This is a genomic window from Burkholderia sp. GbtcB21 (genome assembly GCF_019091065.1).
In the GTDB taxonomy this organism is placed as follows: Bacteria; Pseudomonadota; Gammaproteobacteria; order Burkholderiales; family Burkholderiaceae; genus Burkholderia; species Burkholderia pyrrocinia_C.
On the sequence record NZ_JAGXKA010000019.1, the window covers coordinates 15,529 to 40,473 of the forward strand.

General features: G+C 68.5%; 22 protein-coding genes. 16 read left to right on the plus strand and 6 right to left on the minus strand.

Translation table 11 applies throughout. The features are described 5' to 3' along the window. Positions 1–24 precede the first annotated feature (24 nt). Both KVT39_RS31210 and KVT39_RS31215 read right to left on the minus strand, forming a co-directional pair. Positions 25–1,812, minus strand: a complete 1,788-nt coding sequence (locus KVT39_RS31210; RefSeq protein WP_217590911.1) for an SWIM zinc finger domain-containing protein — start codon at positions 1,810–1,812, stop codon at positions 25–27. A gap of 76 nt (positions 1,813–1,888) precedes the next feature. Then, on the minus strand, positions 1,889–2,965 hold the full coding sequence (locus tag KVT39_RS31215) for an MBL fold metallo-hydrolase (RefSeq protein ID WP_217590912.1): 1,077 nt from the start codon (positions 2,963–2,965) through the stop codon (positions 1,889–1,891). Positions 2,966–3,268: 303 nt separating this feature from the next. Between KVT39_RS31215 and aceK the strand changes: the two genes are divergently transcribed. The 9 genes from aceK to bioB all read left to right on the plus strand — a co-directional run bounded on the left by aceK (position 3,269) and on the right by bioB (position 13,340). Beyond that, positions 3,269–5,086, plus strand: coding sequence for a bifunctional isocitrate dehydrogenase kinase/phosphatase (gene aceK, locus KVT39_RS31220; protein WP_034179176.1), 1,818 nt, complete (start codon positions 3,269–3,271; stop codon positions 5,084–5,086). A gap of 56 nt (positions 5,087–5,142) precedes the next feature. Beyond that, a complete protein-coding gene (gene can / locus KVT39_RS31225; RefSeq protein WP_034179177.1) occupies positions 5,143–5,910 on the plus strand; it encodes a carbonate dehydratase in 768 nt (255 codons plus the stop codon). A 90-nt stretch (positions 5,911–6,000) separates the two neighbouring features. Next, positions 6,001–6,678, plus strand: a complete 678-nt coding sequence (locus tag KVT39_RS31230; protein ID WP_034179178.1) for an SDR family oxidoreductase — start codon at positions 6,001–6,003, stop codon at positions 6,676–6,678. A 39-nt stretch (positions 6,679–6,717) separates the two neighbouring features. After that, positions 6,718–7,155 (plus strand): YchJ family protein, encoded by a 438-nt coding sequence (locus tag KVT39_RS31235; RefSeq protein ID WP_034179179.1) that lies wholly within the window; start codon positions 6,718–6,720, stop codon positions 7,153–7,155. A 107-nt stretch (positions 7,156–7,262) separates the two neighbouring features. Beyond that, positions 7,263–8,537, plus strand: coding sequence for a dienelactone hydrolase family protein (locus KVT39_RS31240; protein ID WP_034179180.1), 1,275 nt, complete (start codon positions 7,263–7,265; stop codon positions 8,535–8,537). A gap of 492 nt (positions 8,538–9,029) precedes the next feature. Beyond that, complete coding sequence (gene bioA, locus KVT39_RS31245; RefSeq protein WP_105389583.1) at positions 9,030–10,376, plus strand: adenosylmethionine--8-amino-7-oxononanoate transaminase; 1,347 nt, start codon at positions 9,030–9,032, stop codon at positions 10,374–10,376. Further along, positions 10,373–11,563, plus strand: a complete 1,191-nt coding sequence (gene bioF / locus KVT39_RS31250) for an 8-amino-7-oxononanoate synthase (protein WP_034179182.1) — start codon at positions 10,373–10,375, stop codon at positions 11,561–11,563. The genes bioA and bioF overlap by 4 nt, the downstream gene beginning before the upstream one ends. Further along, positions 11,560–12,279 carry a dethiobiotin synthase gene (bioD, locus tag KVT39_RS31255; protein WP_217590913.1) on the plus strand — a complete coding sequence of 240 codons (720 nt, stop codon included), beginning with the start codon at positions 11,560–11,562 and terminating at the stop codon, positions 12,277–12,279. The genes bioF and bioD overlap by 4 nt, the downstream gene beginning before the upstream one ends. Before the next feature lie 41 nt (positions 12,280–12,320). Further along, the gene (bioB, locus tag KVT39_RS31260; RefSeq protein WP_034179184.1) at positions 12,321–13,340 is read left to right on the plus strand and encodes a biotin synthase BioB; all 1,020 of its coding nucleotides are present in this window, start codon (positions 12,321–12,323) and stop codon (positions 13,338–13,340) included. 82 nt (positions 13,341–13,422) lie between these two features. Here bioB and KVT39_RS31265 read toward each other — a convergent pair whose 3' ends face one another. Further along, positions 13,423–14,340 carry a LysR family transcriptional regulator gene (locus KVT39_RS31265; RefSeq protein WP_217590914.1) on the minus strand — a complete coding sequence of 306 codons (918 nt, stop codon included), beginning with the start codon at positions 14,338–14,340 and terminating at the stop codon, positions 13,423–13,425. Positions 14,341–14,598: 258 nt separating this feature from the next. Here KVT39_RS31265 and KVT39_RS31270 point away from each other — a divergent pair, with 258 nt between their 5' ends. The 6 genes from KVT39_RS31270 to KVT39_RS31295 all read left to right on the plus strand — a co-directional run bounded on the left by KVT39_RS31270 (position 14,599) and on the right by KVT39_RS31295 (position 20,559). Continuing rightward, on the plus strand, positions 14,599–15,381 hold the full coding sequence (locus tag KVT39_RS31270; protein ID WP_217590915.1) for a 5-oxoprolinase subunit PxpA: 783 nt from the start codon (positions 14,599–14,601) through the stop codon (positions 15,379–15,381). Between the two features lie 22 nt (positions 15,382–15,403). Continuing rightward, complete coding sequence (locus KVT39_RS31275) at positions 15,404–15,646, plus strand: acetyl-CoA carboxylase (RefSeq protein ID WP_217590916.1); 243 nt, start codon at positions 15,404–15,406, stop codon at positions 15,644–15,646. Positions 15,647–15,650: 4 nt separating this feature from the next. After that, entirely contained in the window at positions 15,651–17,108 is a 1,458-nt protein-coding gene (locus KVT39_RS31280) for an acetyl-CoA carboxylase biotin carboxylase subunit (protein WP_175748985.1), read from the plus strand. Next, positions 17,105–17,980 (plus strand): allophanate hydrolase subunit 1, encoded by an 876-nt coding sequence (locus tag KVT39_RS31285; RefSeq protein WP_034179189.1) that lies wholly within the window; start codon positions 17,105–17,107, stop codon positions 17,978–17,980. Before KVT39_RS31280 ends, KVT39_RS31285 begins: the two co-directional genes overlap by 4 nt. Next, the gene (locus KVT39_RS31290) at positions 17,970–18,965 is read left to right on the plus strand and encodes a biotin-dependent carboxyltransferase family protein (protein ID WP_175748986.1); all 996 of its coding nucleotides are present in this window, start codon (positions 17,970–17,972) and stop codon (positions 18,963–18,965) included. The genes KVT39_RS31285 and KVT39_RS31290 overlap by 11 nt, the downstream gene beginning before the upstream one ends. A gap of 238 nt (positions 18,966–19,203) precedes the next feature. Further along, positions 19,204–20,559 (plus strand): cytosine permease, encoded by a 1,356-nt coding sequence (locus tag KVT39_RS31295; RefSeq protein WP_217590917.1) that lies wholly within the window; start codon positions 19,204–19,206, stop codon positions 20,557–20,559. Between the two features lie 23 nt (positions 20,560–20,582). Here the strand turns inward: KVT39_RS31295 and KVT39_RS31300 are convergent, their stop codons facing one another. The 3 genes from KVT39_RS31300 to KVT39_RS31310 form a co-directional block, all read right to left on the minus strand. After that, entirely contained in the window at positions 20,583–21,311 is a 729-nt protein-coding gene (locus KVT39_RS31300) for a copper homeostasis protein CutC (protein WP_217590918.1), read from the minus strand. Positions 21,312–21,394: 83 nt separating this feature from the next. Then, complete coding sequence (locus KVT39_RS31305; RefSeq protein WP_243712468.1) at positions 21,395–21,637, minus strand: hypothetical protein; 243 nt, start codon at positions 21,635–21,637, stop codon at positions 21,395–21,397. Between the two features lie 33 nt (positions 21,638–21,670). Further along, entirely contained in the window at positions 21,671–22,957 is a 1,287-nt protein-coding gene (locus tag KVT39_RS31310) for an EAL domain-containing protein (RefSeq protein WP_034179193.1), read from the minus strand. 296 nt (positions 22,958–23,253) lie between these two features. Here KVT39_RS31310 and KVT39_RS31315 point away from each other — a divergent pair, with 296 nt between their 5' ends. Continuing rightward, on the plus strand, positions 23,254–24,921 hold the full coding sequence (locus KVT39_RS31315) for a Na+/H+ antiporter (protein ID WP_105389578.1): 1,668 nt from the start codon (positions 23,254–23,256) through the stop codon (positions 24,919–24,921). Positions 24,922–24,945: the final 24 nt, after the last annotated feature.

Consider the following 24,945-nt stretch of genomic DNA (forward strand, 5'->3'; position numbering starts at 1 on the left):
ATTTCCTCCGATCCGATCGCCCGGTCAGGAACCGAGCGTCGCGAGCAGCTTGATGAAGTTGCGCTTCGCGCGGTAGGTCTTGCGGATCTCTTCGAGCTCCGCTTCGAATGCCGCCTGCTGGCGATGCGCGGCCCGCAGCGCGCGAATATCGCGCACGACACCGAACGCTTGGTCGTACCGCGCGCTGCCGGCGCCATGATCGACCGCGAACGGCAGATACCGGTGATAAACGGCGATCGCGTCCTCCGGATGCGTCTTCGCGCGCGCCGCCGCCATCGCCGGCCAGACATCGACCTCGACCGGCCCGCCGAGAAACGCATCCCACGCGGCGGCATCGTTCTGCTCCGCGAGCAGCAGCTTCACCAGTTCGGTACGCGGCGGCGGTTCCCAGCGCCGTGCAGCCGGGATCGCCCGCCCCGGGGTTTCCCGCGCCCGGGCAAGCGACAACAGATGCGAAATCGCCCGCTCCTGCACGGCGTCGCGTCGCTTCGTCGCCTTCGCAACCTTCATCAGCGCCCGGAATGCGTCTGCCGTCGGATGGTACGCGAAGCGTTGCCACGCGAGTTCGTCCGCCCGATCGAATGCGCGCCGGCGCATATACTCGTCGATACAGAAACCCAGCAGACGATCGTCGTGCCGGTCCTTCGTTTCGCGCATCCCGCGTTCGGCCCACGCCAGCCCTTCGTCGAAACGGCCATGCTCCGCGCACAATTCCGCGATCTGCGCGAATCGGTACGACGCCGACAGATCCTTCGACCAGATGCGAATCAGCGCGTCGACGTCGCCGTCGTGCCTCGCCAGCGATTCCATCGCATGCTCGAGATTCGAGCGCACCGAATCGAACGCGCGCCGATCCTCCCGCCCGGCCGGCAGCGGAGGCAGCGTGGCCCATTGATGCTCGACCAGTTCCCGGTAGCGGCTCAATCCCGCGTCGCCCAGCGGTTCCGCATAGGCCGGCAGCACGCCGCGGAACGTGTCCCACTGTCCCCCGACCTGCAGGCGAAACAGGCGTTCGGCCAGTTTCACCGGCTCCGGCCGCGTCCGGATGCATGCCTCGAGGTGCACATCGGCGAGTTCGCCGATGCCGGGCGCCACGCTGCCGTCCGAGTCGTCGATCTGTTCGAGGCTCGCTTCCGCGTCCGCAATCGCCAGTTCTGCCAGCTCGACCACCTGCACGGCATGAGGGCCCGCCAACTGCCGCCGCAGCATGTCGGCCACTTCGAAGAGGGCTTCGCCGTACGTGTGCGCTTCATCCCAGCCGAGCGGCCGCGACACGCGCGTCAATTGCCGGACGGCGGCGCGCAAGCTTGCCGCGTCGCCGGCATTCGCAGCACGTGCGTCGAACAGCAGCCTGTCGCGCAATGACCGATCGCGCTCGGCCGCGTCGAGCAGCCAGCTCCGCAACGCATCCTCGTCGAGCGTATTCAGATAGTCGTGAATCAGTTCCGCATGGGTCTTGCGTTTGCGTCGCGGACGCGCCGGTTGTTCGAGCGCCTCGTCGTGAAAGACTTCCTCGCCGCTGTTTTCGAGCCACGACAATGCAACGGCCACCGCATGCTTGCAGAAAGCGCCATCATCGCCTACCGGGCAGTTGCATGCGTAGGCCAGTGTGCCGTCGTCGCCCACCGCGAATTTGACACGATAGCGATACGTGCCGCGCACGGTCGCCGACAGTCCGCCGTTGCTTTCGGTCAGCCGCGAAACCGCGCCGTCGTGATAGTAGGCCTTGCCGCGTTCGAAGGATTTCGGGTCGGCCAAGGTCCGGATTTCAGCGAGCGTGATGACGTCGGAGAGGGAGACATTGCCTGGCATGGGGTGCGACGAGTATCGAGTTCGGATCGCGGGAATTCTACAAAAGCGCCGGACACGCTACCGCCGGCGCACATGCTCAACGCCGCACGAAGCGGATTACGCCGTCGTCACCCTGTTCGCGCACGAGTTCCCCCGCGAGCCACAGCAGGTTCAAATGCGCGAGCGCCTCGCCGAGCGCGAACGTCATCTGGTGGATGTCGAGCTCGCGGCGCCGGAACATGATCGGCACGATGTCGGCCGCGCTCATCGGCTGCTCCGCGCACGCGACGCGCACTTCGTCGAGCCGCGCGTCGTGGTGCTCGCGCAGTTGCGCGATGCGCGTGCGCACGCCGCGGAACGGCTTGCCGTGCGACGGCAGCACGAGCGTGTCGGGCGCCATCGTCTCGTAGCGGCCGAGCGACTGCAGGTACAGCGCGAGCGGGTTCGCCTCCGGCTCGAGGTCGAACACGGACACGTTCGTCGAGATGCGCGGCAGCACCATGTCGCCGGAGATCAGCACGCCGTCCACTTCGCTGTGCAGCGCGCAATGTTCAGGCGAATGGCCGTAGCCGGTGACGACGCGCCACGTGCGCGCGCCGATCGTCACCGCGTCGCCTTCGCGCAGGCGCCGGTAGCGCTGCGGCACGGCCGGCACGAGATCCGAGTAGTAGCTGCGGCGATTGCGCAGCTTGTCGAGCGCGGCCGGATCGGTCAGCCCGTGGCGCGCGAAATGATCGGCGGCGGCCGCGCCGCCCGCGTTCGAGCCGTTGCCGGCCGCCATCAGGCAGCCGAACATGTATTCGCCGAGCGTCATCCATAGCCGCACGTTCCAGCGGCCCTTGTCGCCGCCTTCGCACAGCCAGTTCGCGAGCCCGAAGTGATCGGGGTGACAGTGCGTGACGAGCACGCGCAGCACGGGCAGGCCGTCGAGATGCGTATCGAAGATCTGCTCCCAGTGCGTGCGGATCGCATCCGACGAGATCCCGCAATCGACGATCGTCCAGCCGGCCTGCCCGTCGATCTCGTCGCGCAGCAGCCACAGGTTGATGTGATCGAGCGAGAACGGCAGCGGCATGCGCAGCCAGCGCACGCCGGGCGCGACCTCGAACGTGTCGCCCGCGGCGGGCAGCGTGTCGGCGAAGGGATAGTCGAGTTGGTGTTCCAGTGCGTTCATCGGTGGGGCGTCTCGTCGTTATCGGTGCGAATGCGCGCCGGCGGCAGGCCGCGGCGGGCGGTGCGTCGATTCTATCGCCGTCGCGCGAAACGCGTGCCCGGCGGCCGCCGGCCCGTCAAAAAAGTTCGTGTCAGAATCGGTTCCGTACCCGTATCTTTACGCGAAGATGTACCGAACGGCGCCCAACGACGGATAACCCGCCGCTTGCCGGCCGGCCACGCGTCGCCGCAAAGTCTTTGATCCGCCCGCTTGGGCGCTAAAATGGCGAGTGCTTACAGCCCCTCCTGAACGAGCCTGCACGCAATGAATCACTTCCCCAAACTGCTGTCGTCGCAGATCGGTTTCGACGTCGCGCAGACGATGCTCGAAAACTTCGACCGCCACTACCGGATCTTCCGCGAAGCGGCCGTCGAGGCGAAGACGCTGTACGAGCGCGCCGACTGGCACGGGCTGCAGCGGCTCGCGCGCGAACGGATCACGTCGTACGACGATCGCGTGCAGGAGTGCGTCGAGGTGCTGGAAGACGAATACGACGCGGAGAACATCGACGACGAGGTCTGGCAGCAGATCAAGCTGCACTATATCGGCCTGCTCACGTCGCACCGCCAGCCCGAGTGCGCGGAGACGTTCTTCAATTCGGTGTGCTGCAAGATCCTGCACCGCTCGTATTTCAACAACGATTTCATCTTCGTGCGCCCGGCGATCTCGACCGAATATCTCGAGAACGACGAGCCGGCCGCGAAACCGACCTACCGCGCGTATTACCCGGGCACCGACGGGCTCGCGGTCACGCTCGAGCGCATCGTCACGAACTTCCAGCTCGACCCGCCGTTCGAGGATCTCTCGCGCGACACCGCGTGCGTGATGCAGGCGATCCACGACGAATTCGGCCACTTCGACGCAGCGCCGAATTTCCAGATCCACGTGCTGTCGTCGCTGTTCTTCCGCAACAAGAGTGCGTACATCGTCGGCCGCATCATCAATGCCGACCGCGTGCTGCCGTTCGCGGTGCCGATCCGCCACGTGCGCCCGGGCCTGCTCGCACTCGACACCGTGCTGCTGCGCCGCGACCTGCTGCAGATCATCTTCAGCTTCTCGCACTCGTATTTCCTGGTCGACATGGGCGTGCCGTCCGCGTATGTCGACTTCCTGTGCACGATCATGCCCGGCAAGCCGAAGGCGGAGATCTACACGTCGGTCGGCCTGCAGAAGCAGGGCAAGAACCTGTTCTACCGCGACCTGCTGCATCACCTGTCGCACTCGAGCGACCGCTTCATCGTCGCGCCCGGGATCAAGGGCCTCGTGATGCTCGTGTTCACGCTGCCGTCGTTCCCGTACGTGTTCAAGATCATCAAGGATCACTTCCCGCCGCCGAAGGAAACGACGCGCGCGCAGATCATGGAGAAGTACCAGCTCGTGAAGCGCCACGACCGCCTCGGGCGGATGGCCGACACGCTCGAGTATTCGAGCGTCGCGCTGCCGCTCGCGCGGCTCGACCATGCGCTCGTGCGCGAGCTCGAGAAGGAAGTGCCGTCGCTGCTCGAATATGAGGACGACAATCTCGTGATCAAGCACCTGTACATCGAGCGCCGGATGACGCCGCTGAACCTGTACCTGCAGAACGGCACCGACGCGGACATCGAGCACGGCGTGAAGGAGTACGGCAACGCGGTGAAGGAGCTGATGAAGGCGAACATCTTCCCCGGCGACATGCTGTACAAGAACTTCGGCGTCACGCGCCACGGCCGCGTCGTGTTCTACGACTACGACGAGATCGAGTACCTGACCGACTGCAACGTGCGCCGCGTGCCGGCGCCGCGCAACGAGGAAGACGAGCTGTCCGGCGAACCGTGGTATACCGTCGGCCCGCACGACATCTTTCCGGAGACCTACGGGCCGTTCCTGCTCGGCGACCCGCGCGTGCGGGACGTATTCATGAAGCATCACGCGGACTTTTTCGACCCCGTGCTGTGGCAGACGAGCAAGGACAAGCTGCTGCAGGGCGAATTGCCCGATTTTCATCCGTACGACGTCGCGCTGCGCTTTTGCGTGCGCTACCCGGAGCGCTTCGGCGCGACGGACCAGAACGACGGTGAAGGCGACGCGCAGCGCGCCGCCTGACACCGGTTATACCGAACCCGATATCGACCCGAGTTCCGAAAACGGAATCCACACCGATGAACACTCCAGTCAACCCGCTCTCGCACCTGTTCGACAACAACGACGCCTGGGTCAGGCGCAAGCTCGCCGACGATCCCGAGTTCTTCACGCGCCTCGCCGACCAGCAGGCGCCGGAATATCTGTGGATCGGCTGCTCGGATTCGCGCGTGCCCGCGAACCAGATCATCGGCCTGCCGCCGGGCGAAGTGTTCGTCCACCGCAACATCGCGAACGTCGTCGTGCACAGCGACCTGAACTGCCTGTCGGTGATCCAGTTCGCGGTCGACATCCTGCGCGTGAAGCACATCATGGTCGTCGGCCACTACGGCTGCTCGGGCGTGAACGCGGCGCTGCACAACCGCCGCGTCGGCCTCGCGGACAACTGGCTGCATCACGTGCAGGACGTGCGCGAGCGCCACGCGGCGCTGCTCGACGAATGGCCGGTGGGCGAGGCGCGCTATCGCCGCCTGATCGAGCTGAACGCGATCGAACAGGTCGTCAACGTGTGCCGCACGACGATCGTCAACGACGCATGGGCACGCGGCCAGTCGCTCACCGTGCACGGGCTCGTGTACGGTGTGCACGACGGCCGGATGCGCAACCTCGGGATGGCCGTGTCGAACTTCGAAGCGCTCGACGAAACCTACAAGCGCTGCGTCGCCGCGCTGACCGCGGGCGGCCAGCATGCGCCCGACAACGACATGGTCGCCGCCGATGCCGCGCAAATGAACGAAGTCGCGCAGGCGGTGGTCGATACGCTGAAGCCTTGCACGGACGCGGAGTAAGCACGCGCTCCGCGGCGGCGGCGACGCAACGGCAGCCTGCATCGAACTGACCTGACGCCGTCACCACGGCACTGCAAAGGAGCGGCGAACATGAAAACCGTACTGATCGTCGGCGCATCGCGCGGCCTCGGCCGCGAATTCGTCCGGCAATACCGGCGCGACGGCTGGAACGTGATCGCCACCGCGCGCGACGACGCCTCGCTCGCCGCGCTGCGCGCGCTCGGCGCGCAGGCGCATGCGCTCGACATCGCGCAGCCCGAGCAGATCGCGGCGCTCGGCTGGAAGCTCGACGGCGAACGGCTCGATGCGGCCGTGCTCGTGTCGGGCGTCTACGGGCCGCGCACCGAAGGCGTCGAGACGATCACCGCCGAGGATTTCGACGCGGTGATGCATACGAACGTGCGCGGGCCGATGCAGTTGCTGCCGATCCTGCTGCCGCTCGTCGAGGATGCGCGCGGCGTGCTGGCCGTCGTGTCGAGCCGGATGGGCAGCATCGCCGAGGCAACCGGCACGACCGGCTGGCTGTACCGCGCGAGCAAGGCGGCGCTGAACGACGTGCTGCGCATCGCGTCGCTGCAGACGCGCCACGCCGCGTGCATCTCGCTCCACCCCGGCTGGGTGCGCACCGACATGGGCGGCGCGCAGGCCGCGATCGATCCGGAAACCAGCGTGACCGGCATGCGCCGCGTGATCGCCGAAGCCGGCGCCGACGTGTCGCAGGCAAACGGCCGTTTCTTCCAGTACGACGGCATCGAGCTGAGCTGGTGAGCCGCGATCACAACCGAGCGTCGTTAATTCCCGTTTCGCATGATTTTGAACCGACCTGACGCGTGCCCGTGCGGCGGCGCGTCCCCTGCTCCCGCCGGCAAAGCGCCGGCCCCGCGCTATGCGGCCTGCTGCGGCCGCTTCATCGACGGCGGCGAAGCCGCGCCGACGGCGCTCGAGTTGATGCGTTCGCGGTACAGCGCGTACGTGCTCGGCGCGACCGGCTACCTGCGCGCGACGTGGGCCGCGCGCACCTGCCCGCCCGATCTCGACACCGATCCCGAAGCGCCCGACGCGCCGCGCTGGCTCGGCCTCGCGGTAAAACGCCATGTGCCGCTCGACGAACGGCACGCGGAGGTCGAATTCGTGGCCCGCTACAAGGTTGGCGGACGTGCTTACCGGCTCCACGAGACGAGCCGTTTCGAGCGCGACGAGCACGGTTTCTGGCGCTATGTCGACGGCGAAGTAAGCGACCGCTGACAAATAGTTGCCATGTCAGACGCCGGGTAATTCCCGCATTGCACAACCCGATTTTGTCAGGCTAGGATGGCTGTCAGATTGGTCATGTTGCATGGCAGGGCTTACGAATGGCGTTCAGCAAGATATTGGTGGGATGGATGGCGGCCGGTGCGCTGTCGGCCGCTCAGGCCGGTACGCTGCCGAACGCAAATACGGGTGCCGGCACCGCCAGCGGCTCGCTCGCCCACGCCGAACGCTTCGATTACGGCGGCTCGAACCTGCCGCAGGTCGCGGCCGGCCTCAACGAACAGATCCTCCGCATTCCGGCCGATGCTTCGGGCTCCGTCACGCTCGAGGCGACGCTCTTCAAGCCGGACGGCCCCGGCCCGTTCCCGCTCGTCGTCTTCAACCACGGCAAGAACACCGGCGATCTCCATCTGCAGCCGCGCAGCCGGCCGCTCGCGTTCGCACGCGAATTCGTGCGCCGCGGCTATGCGGTGATCGCGCCGAACCGCCAGGGCTTCGCCGGCTCGGGCGGCACCTATCAGCAGGAAGGCTGCAACGTCGGCAAGAATGGCCTCGCGCAGGCCGCCGACGTCGACGCGACGGTGCGCTACATGTCGCGCCAGCCGTATGTCGATGCGTCGCGCATCGTCGTCGCCGGCACGTCGCACGGCGGCCTCGCGTCGGTCGCGTACGGCACCGAAGCCGCACCGGGCGTGCGCGGCATCATCAACTTCTCCGGCGGGCTGCGCCAGGACCTGTGCGACGGCTGGCAGCGCAACCTGGTCGATGCCTTCGACCAGTACGGCGCACGCACGGCCGTGCGGTCGCTGTGGCTGTACGGCGACAACGATTCGGTGTGGACGCCCGCGCTCGTCGCGCAAATGCACGACGCGTACGTGTCGCACGGCACCCAGGCTCAGTTCATCGATTTCGGCCGCTACAAGGACGACGCGCACCGGCTGATCGTCGATCGCGACGGCGTGCCGGTCTGGTGGCCCGCCGTCAACGCGTTCCTCGAGAAGCTGAACCTGCCGACCTCGGTGCGCTACGCGGTCGCGAACCCGCACGAACCGAAGGCCACCGGCTATGCGGCCATCGACGCGGTCAACGCGGTGCCGTATGTCGACGAAGCCGGCCGCGAAGGCTATCGCCGCTTCCTGAACCAGCATCCGAGCCGCGCGTTCGCGGTGTCGTCGGAAGGCGCGTGGTCGTGGGCCGAAGGCGGCGACGACCCGATGGCGCTCGCGCTCGACAACTGCGCGAAACAGGGCGCAGGCGCGTGCCGGCTGTATGCGGTCAACGACCGCGTCGTGTGGAACGCGAACACGACGCAAACGGCCGACAACGGCGACGGCAGCACGCACGACACCGATACGCACGCGCTGGCTTCGCGCTGACGCGCGGCGGGCCGCCCGCCGTGCCTTATTCGCTTCCCTTCCGCTTCCCGCCCCGTTCTTCCGTGCGCGATCGCATCGCGCGTCGCCGTATTCGCGCAATCGCGCCATCACGCCATCGCCTGCCGTTCCGGCAGCCTGATCCCCCCGAATTCAGCAGACCATTCCGCTGCCGCGGTTCGCGCGTGGCAACGCCCCGTTTTGCCGGCCCCCTTCGATCCCCGATTTTTCGCGATCGCATCGCGCCCCGTCCCGCGATTTTTTTCTGTCGGGGGGTGTCACTCGAACGTCGTCATCTGCGCTCATTTCTGGGCATCTGGATCGTACCGTCCCGAGCAGCGCCGATCTGCGCCGAACTCCCGCCCGGCAAGGCTTTGCGGCGTTTGTAACCGCTAGTGCAACGTGTCGCGGAACACGCTAATCTCAGCGCGTTTTGGAATCTGCCGCGCGGCATCCCGTCGATGCCGCGCGGCCGTTTTACCCTTCGGAGTTGCCTTGAGTACGCCAGCCACCGACGACTGGGTCGCGCGCAGCCTGCGCGCGGTCTGGCATCCCTGCACCCAGATGAAGCACCACGAGCGCCTGCCGCTGATTCCGGTCGCGCGCGGCGCGGGCGTGTGGCTGTACGACCGCGACGGCCGTCGTTACTTCGACGCAATCAGCTCGTGGTGGGTCAACCTGTTCGGCCATGCGAACCCGGACATCAACGCGGCGCTGAAGGACCAGCTCGACACGCTCGAGCACGCGATGCTCGCCGGCTGCACGCACGAGCCCGCGATCGAGCTCGCCGAGCGGCTGCATGCGCTCACCGCGCGCACGCTCGGCCATGCGTTCTTCGCGTCGGACGGCGCGTCGGCCGTCGAGATCGCGCTGAAGATGAGCTTCCACGCGTGGCGCAACCGCGGCCGCGCGAACAAGCAGGAATTCGTCTGCGTCGCGAACAGCTATCACGGCGAGACGATCGGCGCGCTCGGCGTGACCGACGTCGCGCTGTTCAAGGATGCGTACGACCCGCTGATCCGCCATGCGCACGTCGTCGCGTCGCCCGATGCGCGCGGCGCGCTGCCGGGCGAGACGGCCGCCGATGTCGCGGGCCGCGCGCTCGCGGACGTGCGGCGCCTGTTCGTCGAACGCGGCGACCGGATCGCCGCGCTGATCGTCGAGCCGCTCGTGCAGTGCGCGGCCGGCATGGCGATGCACGATCCGTCGTACGTGCGCGGGCTGCGCGCGCTGTGCGACGAATTCGGCGTGCACCTGATCGCCGACGAGATCGCGGTCGGCTGCGGCCGCACCGGCACCTTCTTCGCGTGCGAGCAGGCCGGCGTGTGGCCCGATTTCATGTGCCTGTCGAAAGGGATCAGCGGCGGCTACCTGCCGCTGTCGCTCGTGCTCACGCGCGACGATGTGTTCGCGGCGTTCTACGACGACGACACGACGCGCGGCTTCCTGCACTCGCATTCGTACACGGGCAACCCGCTCGCGTGCCGCGCGGCGGTCGCGACGCTCGACCTGTTCGCGCGCGACGACGTGCTCGCGCAAAACGCGCGCAAGTCGGCCGCGATGCGCGCCGCGCTCGCGCCGCTCGACGCGCACCCGCAGGTGCGCCACCTGCGCGAACGCGGCACGCTGTTCGCATTCGACGTCGCGCTCGACGGCGACGCGGCGCGCGGCTTCTCGCGGCGCTTCTTCGAACGCGCGCTCGAGCGCGAGCTGCTGCTGCGCCCGATCGGCACGACCGTGTACCTGATGCCGCCGTACGTGATGAGCGACGACGACATCGCGTGGCTCGCGCAGCATACGCGCGACACGCTCGACGCAACGCTCGCGGAGATCATGCAATGACGACGCCCCTGCTCGACACGCTGCAGCGCGGCCTCGCCGATCTCGACGCGCAAGGGCTGCGCCGCGTGCGCCGCATCGCCGACACCGCGTGCGACGCGCGCATGACCGTCGACGGCCGCGAGATCGTCGGTTTCGCGAGCAACGACTACCTCGGCCTCGCCGCGCACCCGGCGCTCGTCGCCGCGTTCGCCGAAGGCGCGCAGCGCTACGGCTCCGGCAGCGGCGGCTCGCACCTGCTCGGCGGCCATTCGCGCGCGCATGCAAAGCTCGAGGACGAACTCGCGGGCTTCGCGGGCGGCTTCTGCGACGCGCCGCGCGCGCTGTACTTCAGCACCGGCTACATGGCGAACCTCGCCGCGATGACGGCGCTCACCGGCAAAGGCGCGACGATCTTCTCCGACGCGCTGAACCATGCATCGCTGATCGACGGCATGCGGCTGTCGCGCGCGAACGTGCAGGTCTACCCGCACGCGGACACCGCCGCGCTTGCCGCGCTGCTCGAAGCATCGGATGCCGAAACGAAACTGATCGTCAGCGACACCGTGTTCAGCATGGACGGCGACGTCGCGCCGCTCGCCGAACTCGTCGCGCTGGCCGAACGCCACCGCGCATGGCTTGTCGTCGACGACGCACACGGCTTCGGCGTGCTCGGCCCGCAGGGCCGCGGCGCACTCGCGGCCGCCGCGCTGCGTTCGCCGAATCTCGTCTACGTCGGCACGCTCGGCAAGGCGGCCGGCGTCGCGGGCGCGTTCGTCATCGCGCACGAGACCGTGATCGAATGGTTGATCCAGCGCGCGCGCAGCTACATCTTCACGACGGCCGCGCCGCCGGCCGTCGCGCATGCGGTATCGGCCAGCCTGAAGGTGATCGCGGGCGACGAAGGCGATGCGCGCCGCGCGCATCTCGCCGCGCTGATCGAGCGCACGCGCGCGCTGCTGCGCAACACGCGCTGGCAGCCGGTCGATTCGCACACGGCCGTGCAGCCGCTCGTGATCGGCAGCAACGACGCGACGCTCGCCGCGATGCGCGCGCTCGACGCGCACGGCCTGTGGGTGCCCGCGATCCGGCCGCCGACGGTGCCCGCCGGCACGTCGCGGCTGCGCGTGTCGTTGTCGGCCGCGCATTCGTTCGACGATCTCGCGCGGCTCGAAACCGCATTGATCGAAGCCAGCGAGGCAGCTGCATGACTCTCCCGCTCTCGCTCTTCGTCACCGGCACCGACACCGAAATCGGCAAGACCTTCGTGTCGGCCGCGATGCTGCACGGCTTCGCGCGGCACGGCCTGCGCGCGGCCGCGCTGAAGCCGGTCGCGGCCGGCGCGTACGAGCGCGACGGCATCTGGCGCAACGAGGATGCGGACCAGCTCGACGCGGCCGCAAACGTCGTGCTGCCGCCCGAGCTGCGCACGCCGTTCCTGCTGAAAGCACCGGCCGCGCCGCATATCGTCGCCGAGCAGGAAGGCGTGACGCTCGACCTCGACACCATCGTCGCGTGCCACCGCGAAGCGCTGACGCGCGCGGACATCGTCGTCGTCGAAGGCGTCGGCGGCTTTCGCGTGCCGCTGAACGACACGCAGGACACGGCCGATCTCGCGGTCGCACTCGGCCTGCCGGTCGTGATGGTGGTCGGCGTGCGGCTCGGCTGCATCAGCCACGCGCTGCTGACGGCCGACGCGATTCGCCAACGCGGCCTCACGCTCGCGGGTTGGGTCGCGAACCATGTCGACCCGGCGATGTCGTTCGCCGACGAGAACGTCGCGACGATCCGCGACTGGCTCGCGCGCGAGCATCGCGCGCCGCTGCTCGGCCGCATCGCGCACCTGAGCCCGGCCGCTCCCGAATCCGCCGCGGCGATGCTCGACATCGCCGCGCTCGTCGAGTCGCTGCGCGCCGCGCAGCATTGACCCAACCGATCCCCCAATCCCGCCCAGGACAGGAAAACGAAATGACCCAAGCCCAGACCGCCGCCGTGCAACCCGACGCGATTCCCGTGGCCGCACCGGCCCCGCAGCGCTGGCGCGTCGCCGACGTCGTTGCACTGTTCGCTCTGCCGTTCAACGACCTGATCTTCCGCGCGCAGCAGGTGCATCGCGAGCACTTCGATGCCAACGCGGTGCAGCTGTCGACGCTGCTGTCGATCAAGACGGGCGGCTGCGAGGAAGATTGCGGCTACTGCTCGCAGTCGTCGCATCACGACACGGGCCTGAAGGCCGAGAAGCTGATGGACGTCGACACGGTGCTCGACGCCGCGCGCGCGGCGAAGGCGAACGGCGCGAGCCGCTTCTGCATGGGCGCCGCGTGGCGCAACCCGAAGGAGCGCCACATGCCGGCGCTGACCGAGATGGTGCGCGGCGTGAAGGAGCTCGGCCTCGAAACCTGCATGACGCTCGGCATGCTCGAGGACGAACAGGCGCAGCAGCTCGCCGACGCGGGCCTCGACTACTACAACCACAACCTCGACACGTCGCCGGAGTTCTACGGCCAGGTGATCTCGACGCGCACGTACCAGGACCGCCTCGACACGCTCGACCGCGTGCGCGACGCGGGCATCAACGTGTGCTGCGGCGGCATCATCGGGATGGGCGAATCGCGCCGCGAGCGCGCGGGCCTGATCTCGCAGCTCGCGAACCTGAACCCGTATCCGGAATCGGTGCCGATCAACAACCTCGTCGCGATCGAAGGCACGCCGCTCGAAGGCACCGCGCCGCTCGACCCGTTCGAGTTCGTGCGCACGATCGCGGTCGCGCGCATCACGATGCCGAAGGCCGTCGTGCGCCTGTCGGCCGGCCGCGAGCAGCTCGACGACGCGATGCAGGCGATGTGCTTCCTCGCCGGCGCGAACTCGATGTTCTACGGCGACCAGTTGCTGACGACGAGCAACCCGCAGACGCAGCGCGACCGCGCGCTGTTCGAGCGCCTCGGCATCCGCGCGAGCCAGGCCGACGCGCTGTCGGACAACGCGTAAGCGAAACGGCGGCCGGCGGGTCGGGCCTGCGAATGAAAAAGCCGGGACATTTCCCGGCTTTTTTTGCATCCGCACCGGCCACTCAGACTGCACCACCCAGCGCCCGCGGCTCCATGAACGTGTGGCGGAAATAGTCGCGCACCGCGTGCATCGCGGGACTCAGCTCGATGTTCTTGCGCCATGCGAGGCCCACGCTCATCGGCGGCACCGGATCGCGCAGCACGATCGTCTCGATGCGCCGCCCCTCGAGCGACCACGGGCGATACACCATGTCGGACAGGATCGCGACGCCGCTGCCGTTCGCGACCATGCTGCGCACGGCCTCGACCGACGACGTGCGCAGGATCACGTTCGGCCGGTACGGCGTCTCGTTCCAGTAGCGCAGCGCCGTCTGTCCGGCCTCGTCCACGGTCAGCATCACGAACGGCTCGCGCGCGACCTCGGCGAACGTGACGCTCTCGCGCCTGAGCAGCGGATGATGCACGCCGACCCACAGCCGGCGCACCGAATGGATCACGGGCTCCAGCACGAGCTCGGGGTTCGACACGTTCGACGTGAGCAGCACGGCCATGTCGTAGCGGCCCGCGATCAACCCCTCCTCGATCGACTCGCGGTTCAGCTCGTGCAGGTGGATCGTCAGCCGCGGATAAAGCGTGTTCAGCCGCAGCACGTGATGCGGCAGGAAGTAGCCCAGCACCGTATAGCTCGCGGCAATCGCGAGCGTGCCCGTCAGCGTGCTTTCGAGGTTCGGGATCCGCATCGCCTCGTCGACCGACGACAGGATCGCGTACGCGTGATTGAGAAAGCGCCGCCCGGTGTCGGTGAGCGTCACGCCCGCCGACGTGCGCAGGAACAGTTGCGTGCCGAGACTGTCCTCCAGCTCCCTGATCGCGCTCGTCACGGCCGACTGCGAGATGGTGAGCTGGATCGCCGCCTGCGAAATCTGTCCTAGTTCGGCGGTCGCGACGAAGTACTTGAGCTGTCTGAGGGTCAGGGCCATGTGTGGTCGAAAACCGATGAGGGCGCGACAAACATCATATCAACCGTTCCGCCGACGCCAATCCCGCGCCGGCGAAACATGCTGCGCCCAGTTCCGGCGGCGCTGTGCGGCCGATTCGGCGGGTATCTGAAAAATCGATACCTCCACATATAAAAATAGAACTATTTTGACGCACCCCACGCAGCTAACCTCCGTTCAACACGGTTTCGCGCTGCGCCGCCGCGCACGCGAACCGGAGAACCTGGAGGAACGAACCGTATGAGGAAGCACAGCGTCGACCTGAATTCCGACATGGGCGAAGGCTTCGGCCCGTGGACGATCGGCGACGGCGTCGACGAGCAGATCATGCCGCTCATCAGCTCGGCGAACATCGCCACCGGCTTTCATGCCGGCGATCCGAACATCATGGCGCGCACGGTGCAACTCGCGCGCGACGCCGGCGTCGGCATCGGCGCGCATCCCGGCTTTCGCGACCTCGTCGGCTTCGGCCGCCGCACGATCGCCGAAACGCCGCAAGCGCTCGTCAACGACATCCTGTACCAGCTCGGCGCGCTGCGCGAGTTCGCGCGCCTGAACGGCGTGAGCCTGCAGCACGTGAAGCCGCACGGCGCGCTCTACATGCACGCGGCGGCCAGCGAGGCGTTCTCGCGGCTGCTGATCGAGACGCTTCAGCGCGTCGATCCCGGCCTGTGGCTGTACTGCATGGAAGCGTCGGTCACCTACCGCGTCGCCGCCGAATACGGTCAGCCGGTGATCCGCGAGTTCTACGCGGATCGCGACTACGACCGCAGCGGCTCGATCGTGTTCGCGCGCCGCGTCGGGCGCCTCGACCCGCGCCAGGTCGCCGACAAGGTGCTGCGCGCCTGCATCGACGGCAAGGTGCGAACGATCGACGGCGACCACATCGACATCGATTTCGATTCGGTCTGCATCCACAGCGACACGCCGGGCGCGCTCGACCTCGTGCGCGAAACGCGCGACGCGCTGGTCCGCGAAGGCATCCGGACCGCCGGCCCGCAGCCGCTCGCCGCTCATCACTGATACCGATTCAAGGAGACACACGATGGCATTGCACGATATCGTCAGCCCGCTGCCGGGCACCTTCTACCGGCGCCCCGCGCCCGACGCGGACTACTACGTCGCGGTCGATGCGGCGGTCGCCGCCGGCACCGTCGTCGGCCTCGTCGAAGTGATGAAGCAGTTCACGGAGATCGAAGCCGACGTGGCCGGCCGCGTCGCCGAACTGCTCGTCGAGGACGGCGAGCCGGTCGATGCGGGCCAGGTGCTGATGCGGATCGAGGGGTGACGCGATGAATCCGGCAACCTCCTCCGGCGCGTTCTATCGCCCGTCGCGAATTCGTACCGTACTGGTCGCGAACCGCGGCGAAATCGCGGTGCGCGTGATACGCGCGGCGCGCGAGCTCGGCATGCGCGCGGTGGCCGTGGTCAGCGACGCGGATCGCGACAGCCTCGCCGCGCGCATGGCCGACGAAGCGATCCACATTGGCTCGTCGCATGCGGCTAAGAGCTACCTGAATCCCGCCGCGATCCTCGACGCCGCGCGGCAATGCGGCGCGGACGCGATCCATCCCGGCTACGGCTTCCTGTCCGAGAACACCGCCTTCGCCGCGCAGGTCGAGGCGGCCGGCCTGATCTTCGTCGGCCCGGCCTCGCAGGTGATCGCGACGATGGGCGACAAGGCGCGTGCCCGCGACACCGCGCGGCGCGCAAACGTGCCGACGGTGCCCGGCAGCGACGGCGTCGTGCAGTCGCTCGACGATGCGCGGGAAGTCGCCGCGCGCATCGGCTACCCGATCATGATCAAGGCGGCCGCGGGCGGCGGCGGGCGCGGCATCCGCGTCGCGCACGACGCCGCGCAGCTCGACGCCGAACTGCCGCTCGCGCAGCGCGAGGCGCAGGCCGCGTTCGGCGACGGCGGCGTCTATCTCGAACGCTTCATCGCGCGCGCCCGGCATATCGAGGTGCAGGTGCTCGGCGACGGGCGCGACGTCGTCCATCTGTTCGAGCGCGAATGCTCGCTGCAGCGCCGCCGCCAGAAGATCCTCGAGGAAGCGCCGTCGCCGTCGCTCGCACCGGCGCAGCGCGACGCGCTGTGCGCATCGGCGACGCGCCTCGCACGCGAGGTCGGCTATCGCAGCGCGGGCACGCTCGAATACCTGTTCGACGAAACGCGCGGCGAGTTCTACTTCATCGAGATGAACACGCGCATTCAGGTCGAGCATCCGGTGACCGAGGCGATCACCGGCATCGATCTCGTGCGCGAGACGCTGCGCATCGCCGACGGCGAACCGCTGCGCTTCGCGCAGCAGGACATCGCGATGCGCGGCGCGGCGCTCGAATGCCGGATCAATGCGGAAGATCCGCTGCAGGATTTCCGCCCGAATCCCGGCCGGATCGATGCACTCGTGTGGCCGACCGGCCCCGGCGTGCGCATCGATTCGCTGCTCTATCCGGGCTACGTCGTGCCGCCGTTCTACGATTCGCTGCTCGCGAAGCTGATCGTGCACGACGAGAGCCGCGCGGCCGCGCTGCAACGGCTCGCACGCGCGCTCGGCGAACTGCACGTCGGCGGCGTGAAGACCACCGCACCGCTGCACGTCGCGCTGCTCGCGGACGACGACGTGCGCGCCGGGCGCTACCACACGAATTTTCTCGAAGCGTGGATGCCGCAGTGGCGCGAAGCCGCGACAGCCGCTGCGCGCGAGCAAGCAACCGAGGACGCCGCGCGCGTCGGGGAGGCCCTGTGACGACTCGTTATACGTTCGGCGGCGACGAGTTCGTGTTCGTCGAAATCGGCGAAGCCATGTCGCTCGACGCGTTCTTCAAGGGCACGGCGATCACGCGCGAGTTGCAGCGGCGCGCGGTGCCGGGCATCACCGAAATCTGTCCGGCGAACGCGTCGTACCAGGTGCGCTACGACCCGGACGTGATCGATCCCGACGCGCTCGTCGCGCTGCTGAAGACGGTCGAGGCCGACGTCGGCGAAGCGTCGCTCGAACTCGACACGCGCATCGTCGAGATACCCGTGCTCTACAACGACCCGTGGACGCATGAAACGCTGATGCGGTTTCGCGAGCGCCACCAGGATCCGTCGTCGACCGATCTCGAATACGCGGCACGCATCAACGGCAAGCGAAGCGTCGACGAATTCATCGCCGCGCACTCGGGCTCGCCGTGGTTCGTGTCGATGGTCGGCTTCGTCGCGGGCCTGCCGTTCATGTACCAGATGGTCGAGCGCGCGCGCCAGCTCGAAGTGCCGAAATACCTGCGCCCGCGCACCGACACGCCGAAGCTCACCGTCGGCCACGGCGGCTGTTTCGGCTGCATCTATTCGGTGCGCGGCGCGGGCGGCTACCAGATGTTCGGCGTGACGCCGGCGCCGATCTTCGATCCCGCGCAGCGGCTCGACTACCTGCGCGACTTCATGGTGTTCTTCCGGCCCGGCGACATCGTGAAGTTCACGCCGATCGACCGCGCTGCGTACGACGCCGCCGTCGCGGCCGTCGAAGCCGGCACCTTCTCCCTGCGCGTGCGTCCCGTGAAATTCTCGCTCGATGCATTCCTGCGCGATCCCGACGCGTATAACCGCTCTCTCGTCGAGGTGCTGCATGCAAGCTGACGCGCACAACGTGATCGAGGTCGTGAAACCCGGCCTCGCGACATCGGTCCAGGACACGGGCCGGCAAGGCTACTACCACGTCGGCATTCCGCCGTCGGGTTCGCTCGACCAGTACGCATCGCGCGCGGCGAACCTGCTGGTCGGCAACCCCGAACAGGCGGCCGTGCTCGAATGCACGCTGCTCGGCCCAGAGCTGATGTTCCACGTCGACGCGCTGATCGCCGTCACGGGTGCCGAGATGACGCCGAAGATCGATGGCGTCGGGCAGCGCTGCAACGTCGCGCTGCGAATCCGCGCCGGCAGCGTGCTGTCGTTCCACTACGTGAAGGGCGGCGCGCGGGCGTACCTGGCCGTCGCGGGCGGCATCGACGTGCCGGTCGTGCTCGGCAGCCGCTCGACGTACGCGCTCGGCGCGATCGGCGGCCATGCGGGCCGGCGTCTGCAGAAAGGCGACCGGCTGCCGATCGGCGCCGCGTGCGGCACGCACCGCGAAGGGCTCGAACTGCCGGCTTCCGTGAGCCGGCCGCTCGACAGCCAGGTCGAGCTGCGCGTGCTGCCGGGCCTGTACCACTACCGGCTCACCGACGCATCGGCGCAGACGTTCTTCGATGACGAATGGACCGTCGCGCCCGAAGCGGATCGCATCGGCTACCGCTACAAGAACGGCCGTCCGCTGCAGTTCCGGCCGCGCGAGCAGCCGTTCGGCGCGGGCGCCGATCCGTCGAACATCGTCGACGCGTGCTACCCGATCGGCTCGATCCAGGTGCCGGCCGGGCTCGAGCCGATCATCCTGCATCGCGATGCGGTGTCGGGCGGCGGCTACGCGACGATCGGCACGGTCATCAGCGCCGACATGGACCTGATCGGCCAGATGCAGCCGAACCACCGTGCGCGCTTCGTGCGCGTGACGATGGCCGAAGCGCTCGCGGCGCGCCGCGAGTACCAGCGGCGCCTCGCGCTGCTGCGCGCCGTGCTGCGGGACTGAGCGCCGCACGCCCGGCCGCCGCGCCGGGCGCCGTGTGCGGCCGCCCGCCGCCTCCGCTTCGCGCTTTCCGCTCTTCGCTGTCCGTTTCCCGCCCGCGCGGCCACGCGCCGCGCGGCGGGGACGCCTGCGCGTTTTTTCTGCCGGACCGGTTGCCCGCCCGACGTCGGGGCAACCCTGCGGATCGCATGTGCCGCGGCCGAGACGTCGTTCGCAGTTTTGCTCATCGAGGAGCACGATCATGGCCAACCTGGCTCAGGCACGCACCGACGAGGATCTCGACCTGTCGACGCTCGCCATTCCCGATCACGCGCGCATGCCGCCCTTTTCGCTGACGATGGCGTGGTGGGCCGTGTGCAGCGCCGTGTTCTACATCGTCGTCGGCGCAACGCTCGCGCTCACCTACGGCGCGCGCAACGCGCTGATCGGGATGGCGCTGTCGGTGGTGTCGTACGGCATCGTCAATTCGATCATCAGCCGCTATGCGATCCGCACCGGCCTGTCGGTCGCGCTGTTCTCGCGCGTGCTGTTCGGCAGCGCGGGCGCGGCGCTCGCGACGCTGATCTTCTTCGCGACGGCGATCTACTACGCGGTGTTCGAAGGCTCGGTGATCGCGGTCGCCGCGCATCATCAGTTTCCGGCGCTCGACTACAAGTGGGCGGCGCTGATCGTCGTCTGCTACAGCGTGCCGCTCGTGTTCGGCAGCGTGCAGCACTGGCTCGACAAGTTCAACGGCGTGCTGCTGCCGTTCTACCTGTTCGGGCTGCTCGCGGCAGTCGGGCTCGCGACGGCCGAGTACGGCTACAACGCCGCGTGGCTCGACTTCGGCCCGACGGGCGCGACGCCGGCCGGCGGCTGGTGGCACTGCTTCGTCTACTACATGGGCGTGTGGGTGCTGATGATGTTCACGTTCGACTATGCGCGTTTCGGGCGCAAGGAAGACGCGGGCTATCACGGTCGCTTCAACTTCGGGATGCCGTTCTATCTCGTCACGTTCCTCGTCAACGGCGCGGCCGGCATCTATCTCGTCAGCACGATTCCGGGGCTCGGCACGCTGTCCGAAGTGTCGGTCGTGCTCGCGCTGCTGAAGCTGATGGGGCTGTGGGGGCTGCTGTTCGTGTGGGTCACGCAATCGCGCATCAACACCGCGAACTACTATCTCGCGACGGTCAACATGCAGGCGTTCTTCCTGAAAGCGGCCGGCCTGCGCGCGCCGAAATTCGTGTGGGCGCTCGTGGTCGGCGCGGTCGTCTATGCGCTGATGATGGCCGACATCTTCTCGCGGATCCTGCAGGCGCTCGCGTACCAGGGCATCTTCGTCGTCGCGTGGGTCGGTGTCGCGCTCGCGCATATCCTGTCGGCGCGTTACGGGCAGCTCGTCGGCACCGACGTCGAATGCCGCGACGCGCATGTGCCGACGTTCAACCCGGGCGGGCTGGCCGCATGGTTCGCCGGCGCGTTCGCGGGACTCGCGCTGAACCAGGCAACCGGGTTTGCCGCGTCGCTGTCGGCACCCGCGACTTTCGTCGTGTCGTGGGCGGTCTATCGCGCGTTGCTGGGCACCGCGAAACGAACCTGGTTCGTGCGCAATACGTGACGGCGCACGCGCGCCGCGGCGTATTACCCGATATGCGACGCCGCGCCGTCGAGCGCCGCGCGCACCCGCTCGACGAGCTGTGCGTCGACGGGTGCCAGCACCTCGCCGCGCGGCCGCACGCCCGAGCCGAAATGCACGGCGTGCACGCCGGTGGCCCGGACGAAATCGCCGACCGCATCGACGGTGAGCCCCGAGCCGGCGAGCACCGTGCACGTCGATCCTTCGGCCTGCCGCACCATCCGCGAAATCGTCGCGGCCGCGTCGAGCACCGACGGATGGCCGCCCGACGTCAGCACCGACGTGACGGCCGGCACGCGCAGCAGCGCATCGAACGCGGCGTTGAGGTCGCGCGACACGTCGAACGCGCGGTGGAACGTCAGCGCGCGGCCATCCGCGGCGGCGGCGATGCGCGCCAGGGCGCCGAGATCGACGTCGCCGCGCGCGTCGAGCGCGCCGAACACGACGCCGTTCGCGCCGGCCGCGACGGCCGCGCGCACGTCGCGTTCGATCACGCGCAGATCGTCGGCGTCGTAGACGAACGACCGGCTGTGCGGACGCACGATCACATTGACGGGAATCGGCACGGCGGCCACGACGGCCTCGATCAGGCCGACGCTCGGCGTCAGCCCGCCTTCGGTGATCGCGGTCACGAGTTCGAGGCGGTCGGCGCCCGCGCGGGCCGCGGCCTTCGCATCGCCGACGGTCGTGGCGATCACTTCGAGGAGGACGGAGGAAGCAGCGTTTCGGTTCATCAGCGGCTCGCGATTCGTCAGGACAATTCGCGCATCCTAGCCGAGCGGCGCGACGGGCGCCAGCGTGCCGGCCGCCGCGCGTATCAGCCGCGCCCCACGAGCCAGACGCCGGCCAGCGCGGACAACGCCGTCACCACGGCACCGGGCGCGAACCGGAACATCCGCGCGTTCACGTCCACGCCCTGCTGCATCACGTCTACGATCCCCGGCGCCAGCAACAGCGACGCCCAGCCCATCATCCCGAGCGCGGTGGCCGCGGTCGCGACGAGCAGCGCGATGCCCGCAGCCCGCGCACGCGGCCGGCCCGCGCCGGCGCATCGAGTCAATGCAACCGCCACATGCAGTAAGTGCACGCTGCGCTAGCCGGCGTCCGCCTCGTCGTCGACCCAGTCGATATCGCCGCACAGCACGCGCTGCGCATCGCCGACGCGTACGGCCACCGACAGCGTCACGCACGGCTGCGCCTCGTTGATCGACAGGTACGGCCGCGTGACCTGCACGCGCCCCGGCTCGGCAATCGCCGAGCGGAAATACGGCCGGCGCAGCCAGTTCGCGCCCTGCGCGTCCGCCAGCGGCGAGAAGCGCGCCTCGCTCAGCGCGCGATCGGCGCGCAGCACGACGTTGCGGCCCGACTGCCGGCCCTGCGCGTCGAGCAGGAAGCAGCGCGCGGCGGCATCGAGCGCGAGGAAGTTCCAGCACACCTCGTCGAGCGTCTCGCCGGCCGCGAGACGCTCGGCCGCGCGCTCGAACGCGCGCAGGTACGGCGCGATTCGCTGCGCGTCGCGCCGCTCGCGCGCTTCGGTCTGCTGACGAAAGCGCTCGGTCAACTCGCCGATGCAGGCCGTCGCGGCCGCGCTGTCGGGCAGCCCCGGCGCCGGGCGGCCGAAGTAGTAGCCCTGCACGAAATCGGCCTCGCACGACAGTGCGATCTGCGCCTCGTGCTCGGTCTCGATCCCTTCGACGAGCACGAGTTTGCCGGCCTCGTGCAGCAGCGTCACCAGCCCGTGCAGGATCGCGGTGAGCCCCGTGCGGTGCGCCGCGTGAGACAGCATGATGCGGTCGAGCTTCACGATGTCCGGGTTCAATTGCCAGATCCGCTCGAGGTTCGAGTGGCCGGCGCCGAAATCGTCGAGCGCGATCAGGAAGCCGTGCGTGCGGAATTCGCGCACGGCCTCGGCGAGCCGCTCGACGTCGTCCGCGCGCTGTTCGAGCACTTCGAGCACGACGCGGCGCGGCGGCATGCCGAGCCGCTTCAGGTTCGCGAGCAGCGCGGCCGCCTGGAACGGGTCGGTGAGCACGCCCGGATGGACGTTGAGAAACAGCCACTCGCGCTCGGCGCCGAACAGCGCGAAGTTCTCGAGATGCAGCGCCTGCGCGAGCCGGTCGAGCTGCAGCAGTTCGCCCTGGCGCGCGGCTTCGCCGAACACGTCGAGCGGCGACACGGGGCGGTCGAGCGCATCGTGCGCGCGCAACAGCGCCTCGTAGCCGACCGCACGCTGGTGCGACAGGCTGAATATCGGCTGGAACACGGTCGTGAGCGTCAGGTCGCGATGCTGCGTCGCCAGACGCTCGAGGCCGGAGCTCATCTCCCGCTCGAAACGGTACGGCGACGCGGCGGCCGGACGCTCCTGTTGCACGATCGTCATGCCTTCCTCCTGGTGAAGCACTCGAACGCGCCGACCGACGAAACGGACGGCGCGTGCAATGTCTTGGTTGGACCCTCGGTTGTCCGGTCGGTGCCGGACGGCTGCCCAGCATCAAGCAAGCTCCGTGCAAGGGGCGAACAACCCATACGCCGCGCGGGTGCGCGGGGCTGCCGCACCAGCGTGGCGCGCGTCCGACGCACCATTTCCGTGCGCACGCACCGGCCGCTCGAGCGCAGCCGTCATTGCGGCACGCTACACTCCGTACGATCGTTTCATTCCCCGCATTCGCCGTATCGATGGAAATCGTCTTCACCGTCCTGATCCTGCTGCTGACCGTCGCACTGTCCGGCGCCGTCACGCGCAACCTGCCATTGCAACTGCCGCTGCCGCTGATGCAGATCGCATTCGGCGCGATCCTCGCATGGCCGAAGTTCAACCTGCACGTCACGTTCGATCCCGAAATCTTCATGCTGCTGTTCATCCCGCCGCTGCTGTTCGCGGACGGCTGGCGAATTCCCAAACGCGAGCTGTACCTGCAGCGCCGCGCGATCCTGATGCTCGCATTCGGGCTCGTGTTCATGACGGTACTCGCAGTGGGCTACTTCGCGCATTGGCTGATTCCCGAGTTGCCGCTGCCGATCGCGTTCGCGCTCGCGGCCGTGCTGTCGCCGACCGATGCGGTCGCGCTGTCGGGCATCGCCGGCCGTGGCAGAATCCCGCCGCAACTGATGCACATCCTCGAAGGCGAGGCGCTGATGAACGACGCGTCGGGCCTCGTCGCGCTGAAGTTCGCGATCGCGGCCGCGCTGACCGGCGTGTTCTCGCTGCGCGCCGCGTCGGTCACGTTCGTGATCGTCGCCGCCGGCGGGCTCGCGACGGGCGCGATCGTGTCGTGGGTGTTCAGCGCGCTGTCGACGCGCTTCCTGAACGCCGAGCAGGAAGGCGACCCGGCCCCCGGCATCGTGATGACGCTGCTCGTGCCGTTCGCGGCCTACCTGTTCGCCGAGCATCTCGACCTGTCGGGCGTGCTCGCGGCCGTGTCGGCCGGGATGATGATGAATTACACAAGCTTCTCGCGCAAAAGCACCGTCGCGTCGCGCGTGCGTGCCGAAAGCACGTGGGCGATGATCGAGTTCGTGTTCAACGGCATGGTGTTCATCATGCTCGGGCTGCAGTTGCCGCACATCATCGGCCGCGCGCTCGTCGACGCGCACCATACGAGCGACGCGCTGGTCGGCCGGATGATCTTCAACGTGTGCGCGATGATGCTCGCGCTGTATGCAATCCGCTTCCTGTGGGTCTGGCTGCTGCGCTGGTTCGCGAGCCGCCGCGCGGCGCGCCAGGGCCTCGCCGGCACGATGGCCGGCGTGCGCACGATCGCGGTGATGACGGTCGGCGGCGTGCGCGGCGCGGTCACGCTCGCCGGCGTGCTGTCGATCCCGGTCGCACTCGCCGACGGCGCGCCGCTGCCGGGGCGCGACACCGCGATCTTCGTCGCGTCGGCCGTGATCCTCGGCTCGCTCGTCGTCGCGGTGATCGGCCTGCCGCTGCTGCTGCGCGGCGTGCGCTCGTCGCGCAACCCGCTCGCCGACGAGGAGCGCGCCGCGCGCGCAGCCGCCGCGCAGGCCGCGATCCGCGCGATCGACTCGTCGCACGACGCGATCTCGGCCGATCTCGACGAATCGGGCGCCGCGCGCTGCGCGGACATCTCGGCGCGCGTGATGGACCAGTATCGCCGCCGGCTCACCGCGCTTGCCGAGGACGGCCCCACGCCGCGCGCGGAAGCGAAGCAGTCCGAGACGATGGAGCTGCAGATGCGGATCGCGGCCGTGCGCGCGGAACGCTCGGTGCTGTACCGGCTGCGCAGCGAGAGCAAGATTTCCGACGAGACGCTGACGAAGCTGATCCGCGAGATCGACCTGTCGGAAACCGCGCTGTCGACGCGCAAGAAAGGCATTCTCTGACGGGCCGTTCGATGCCCGGAAGCA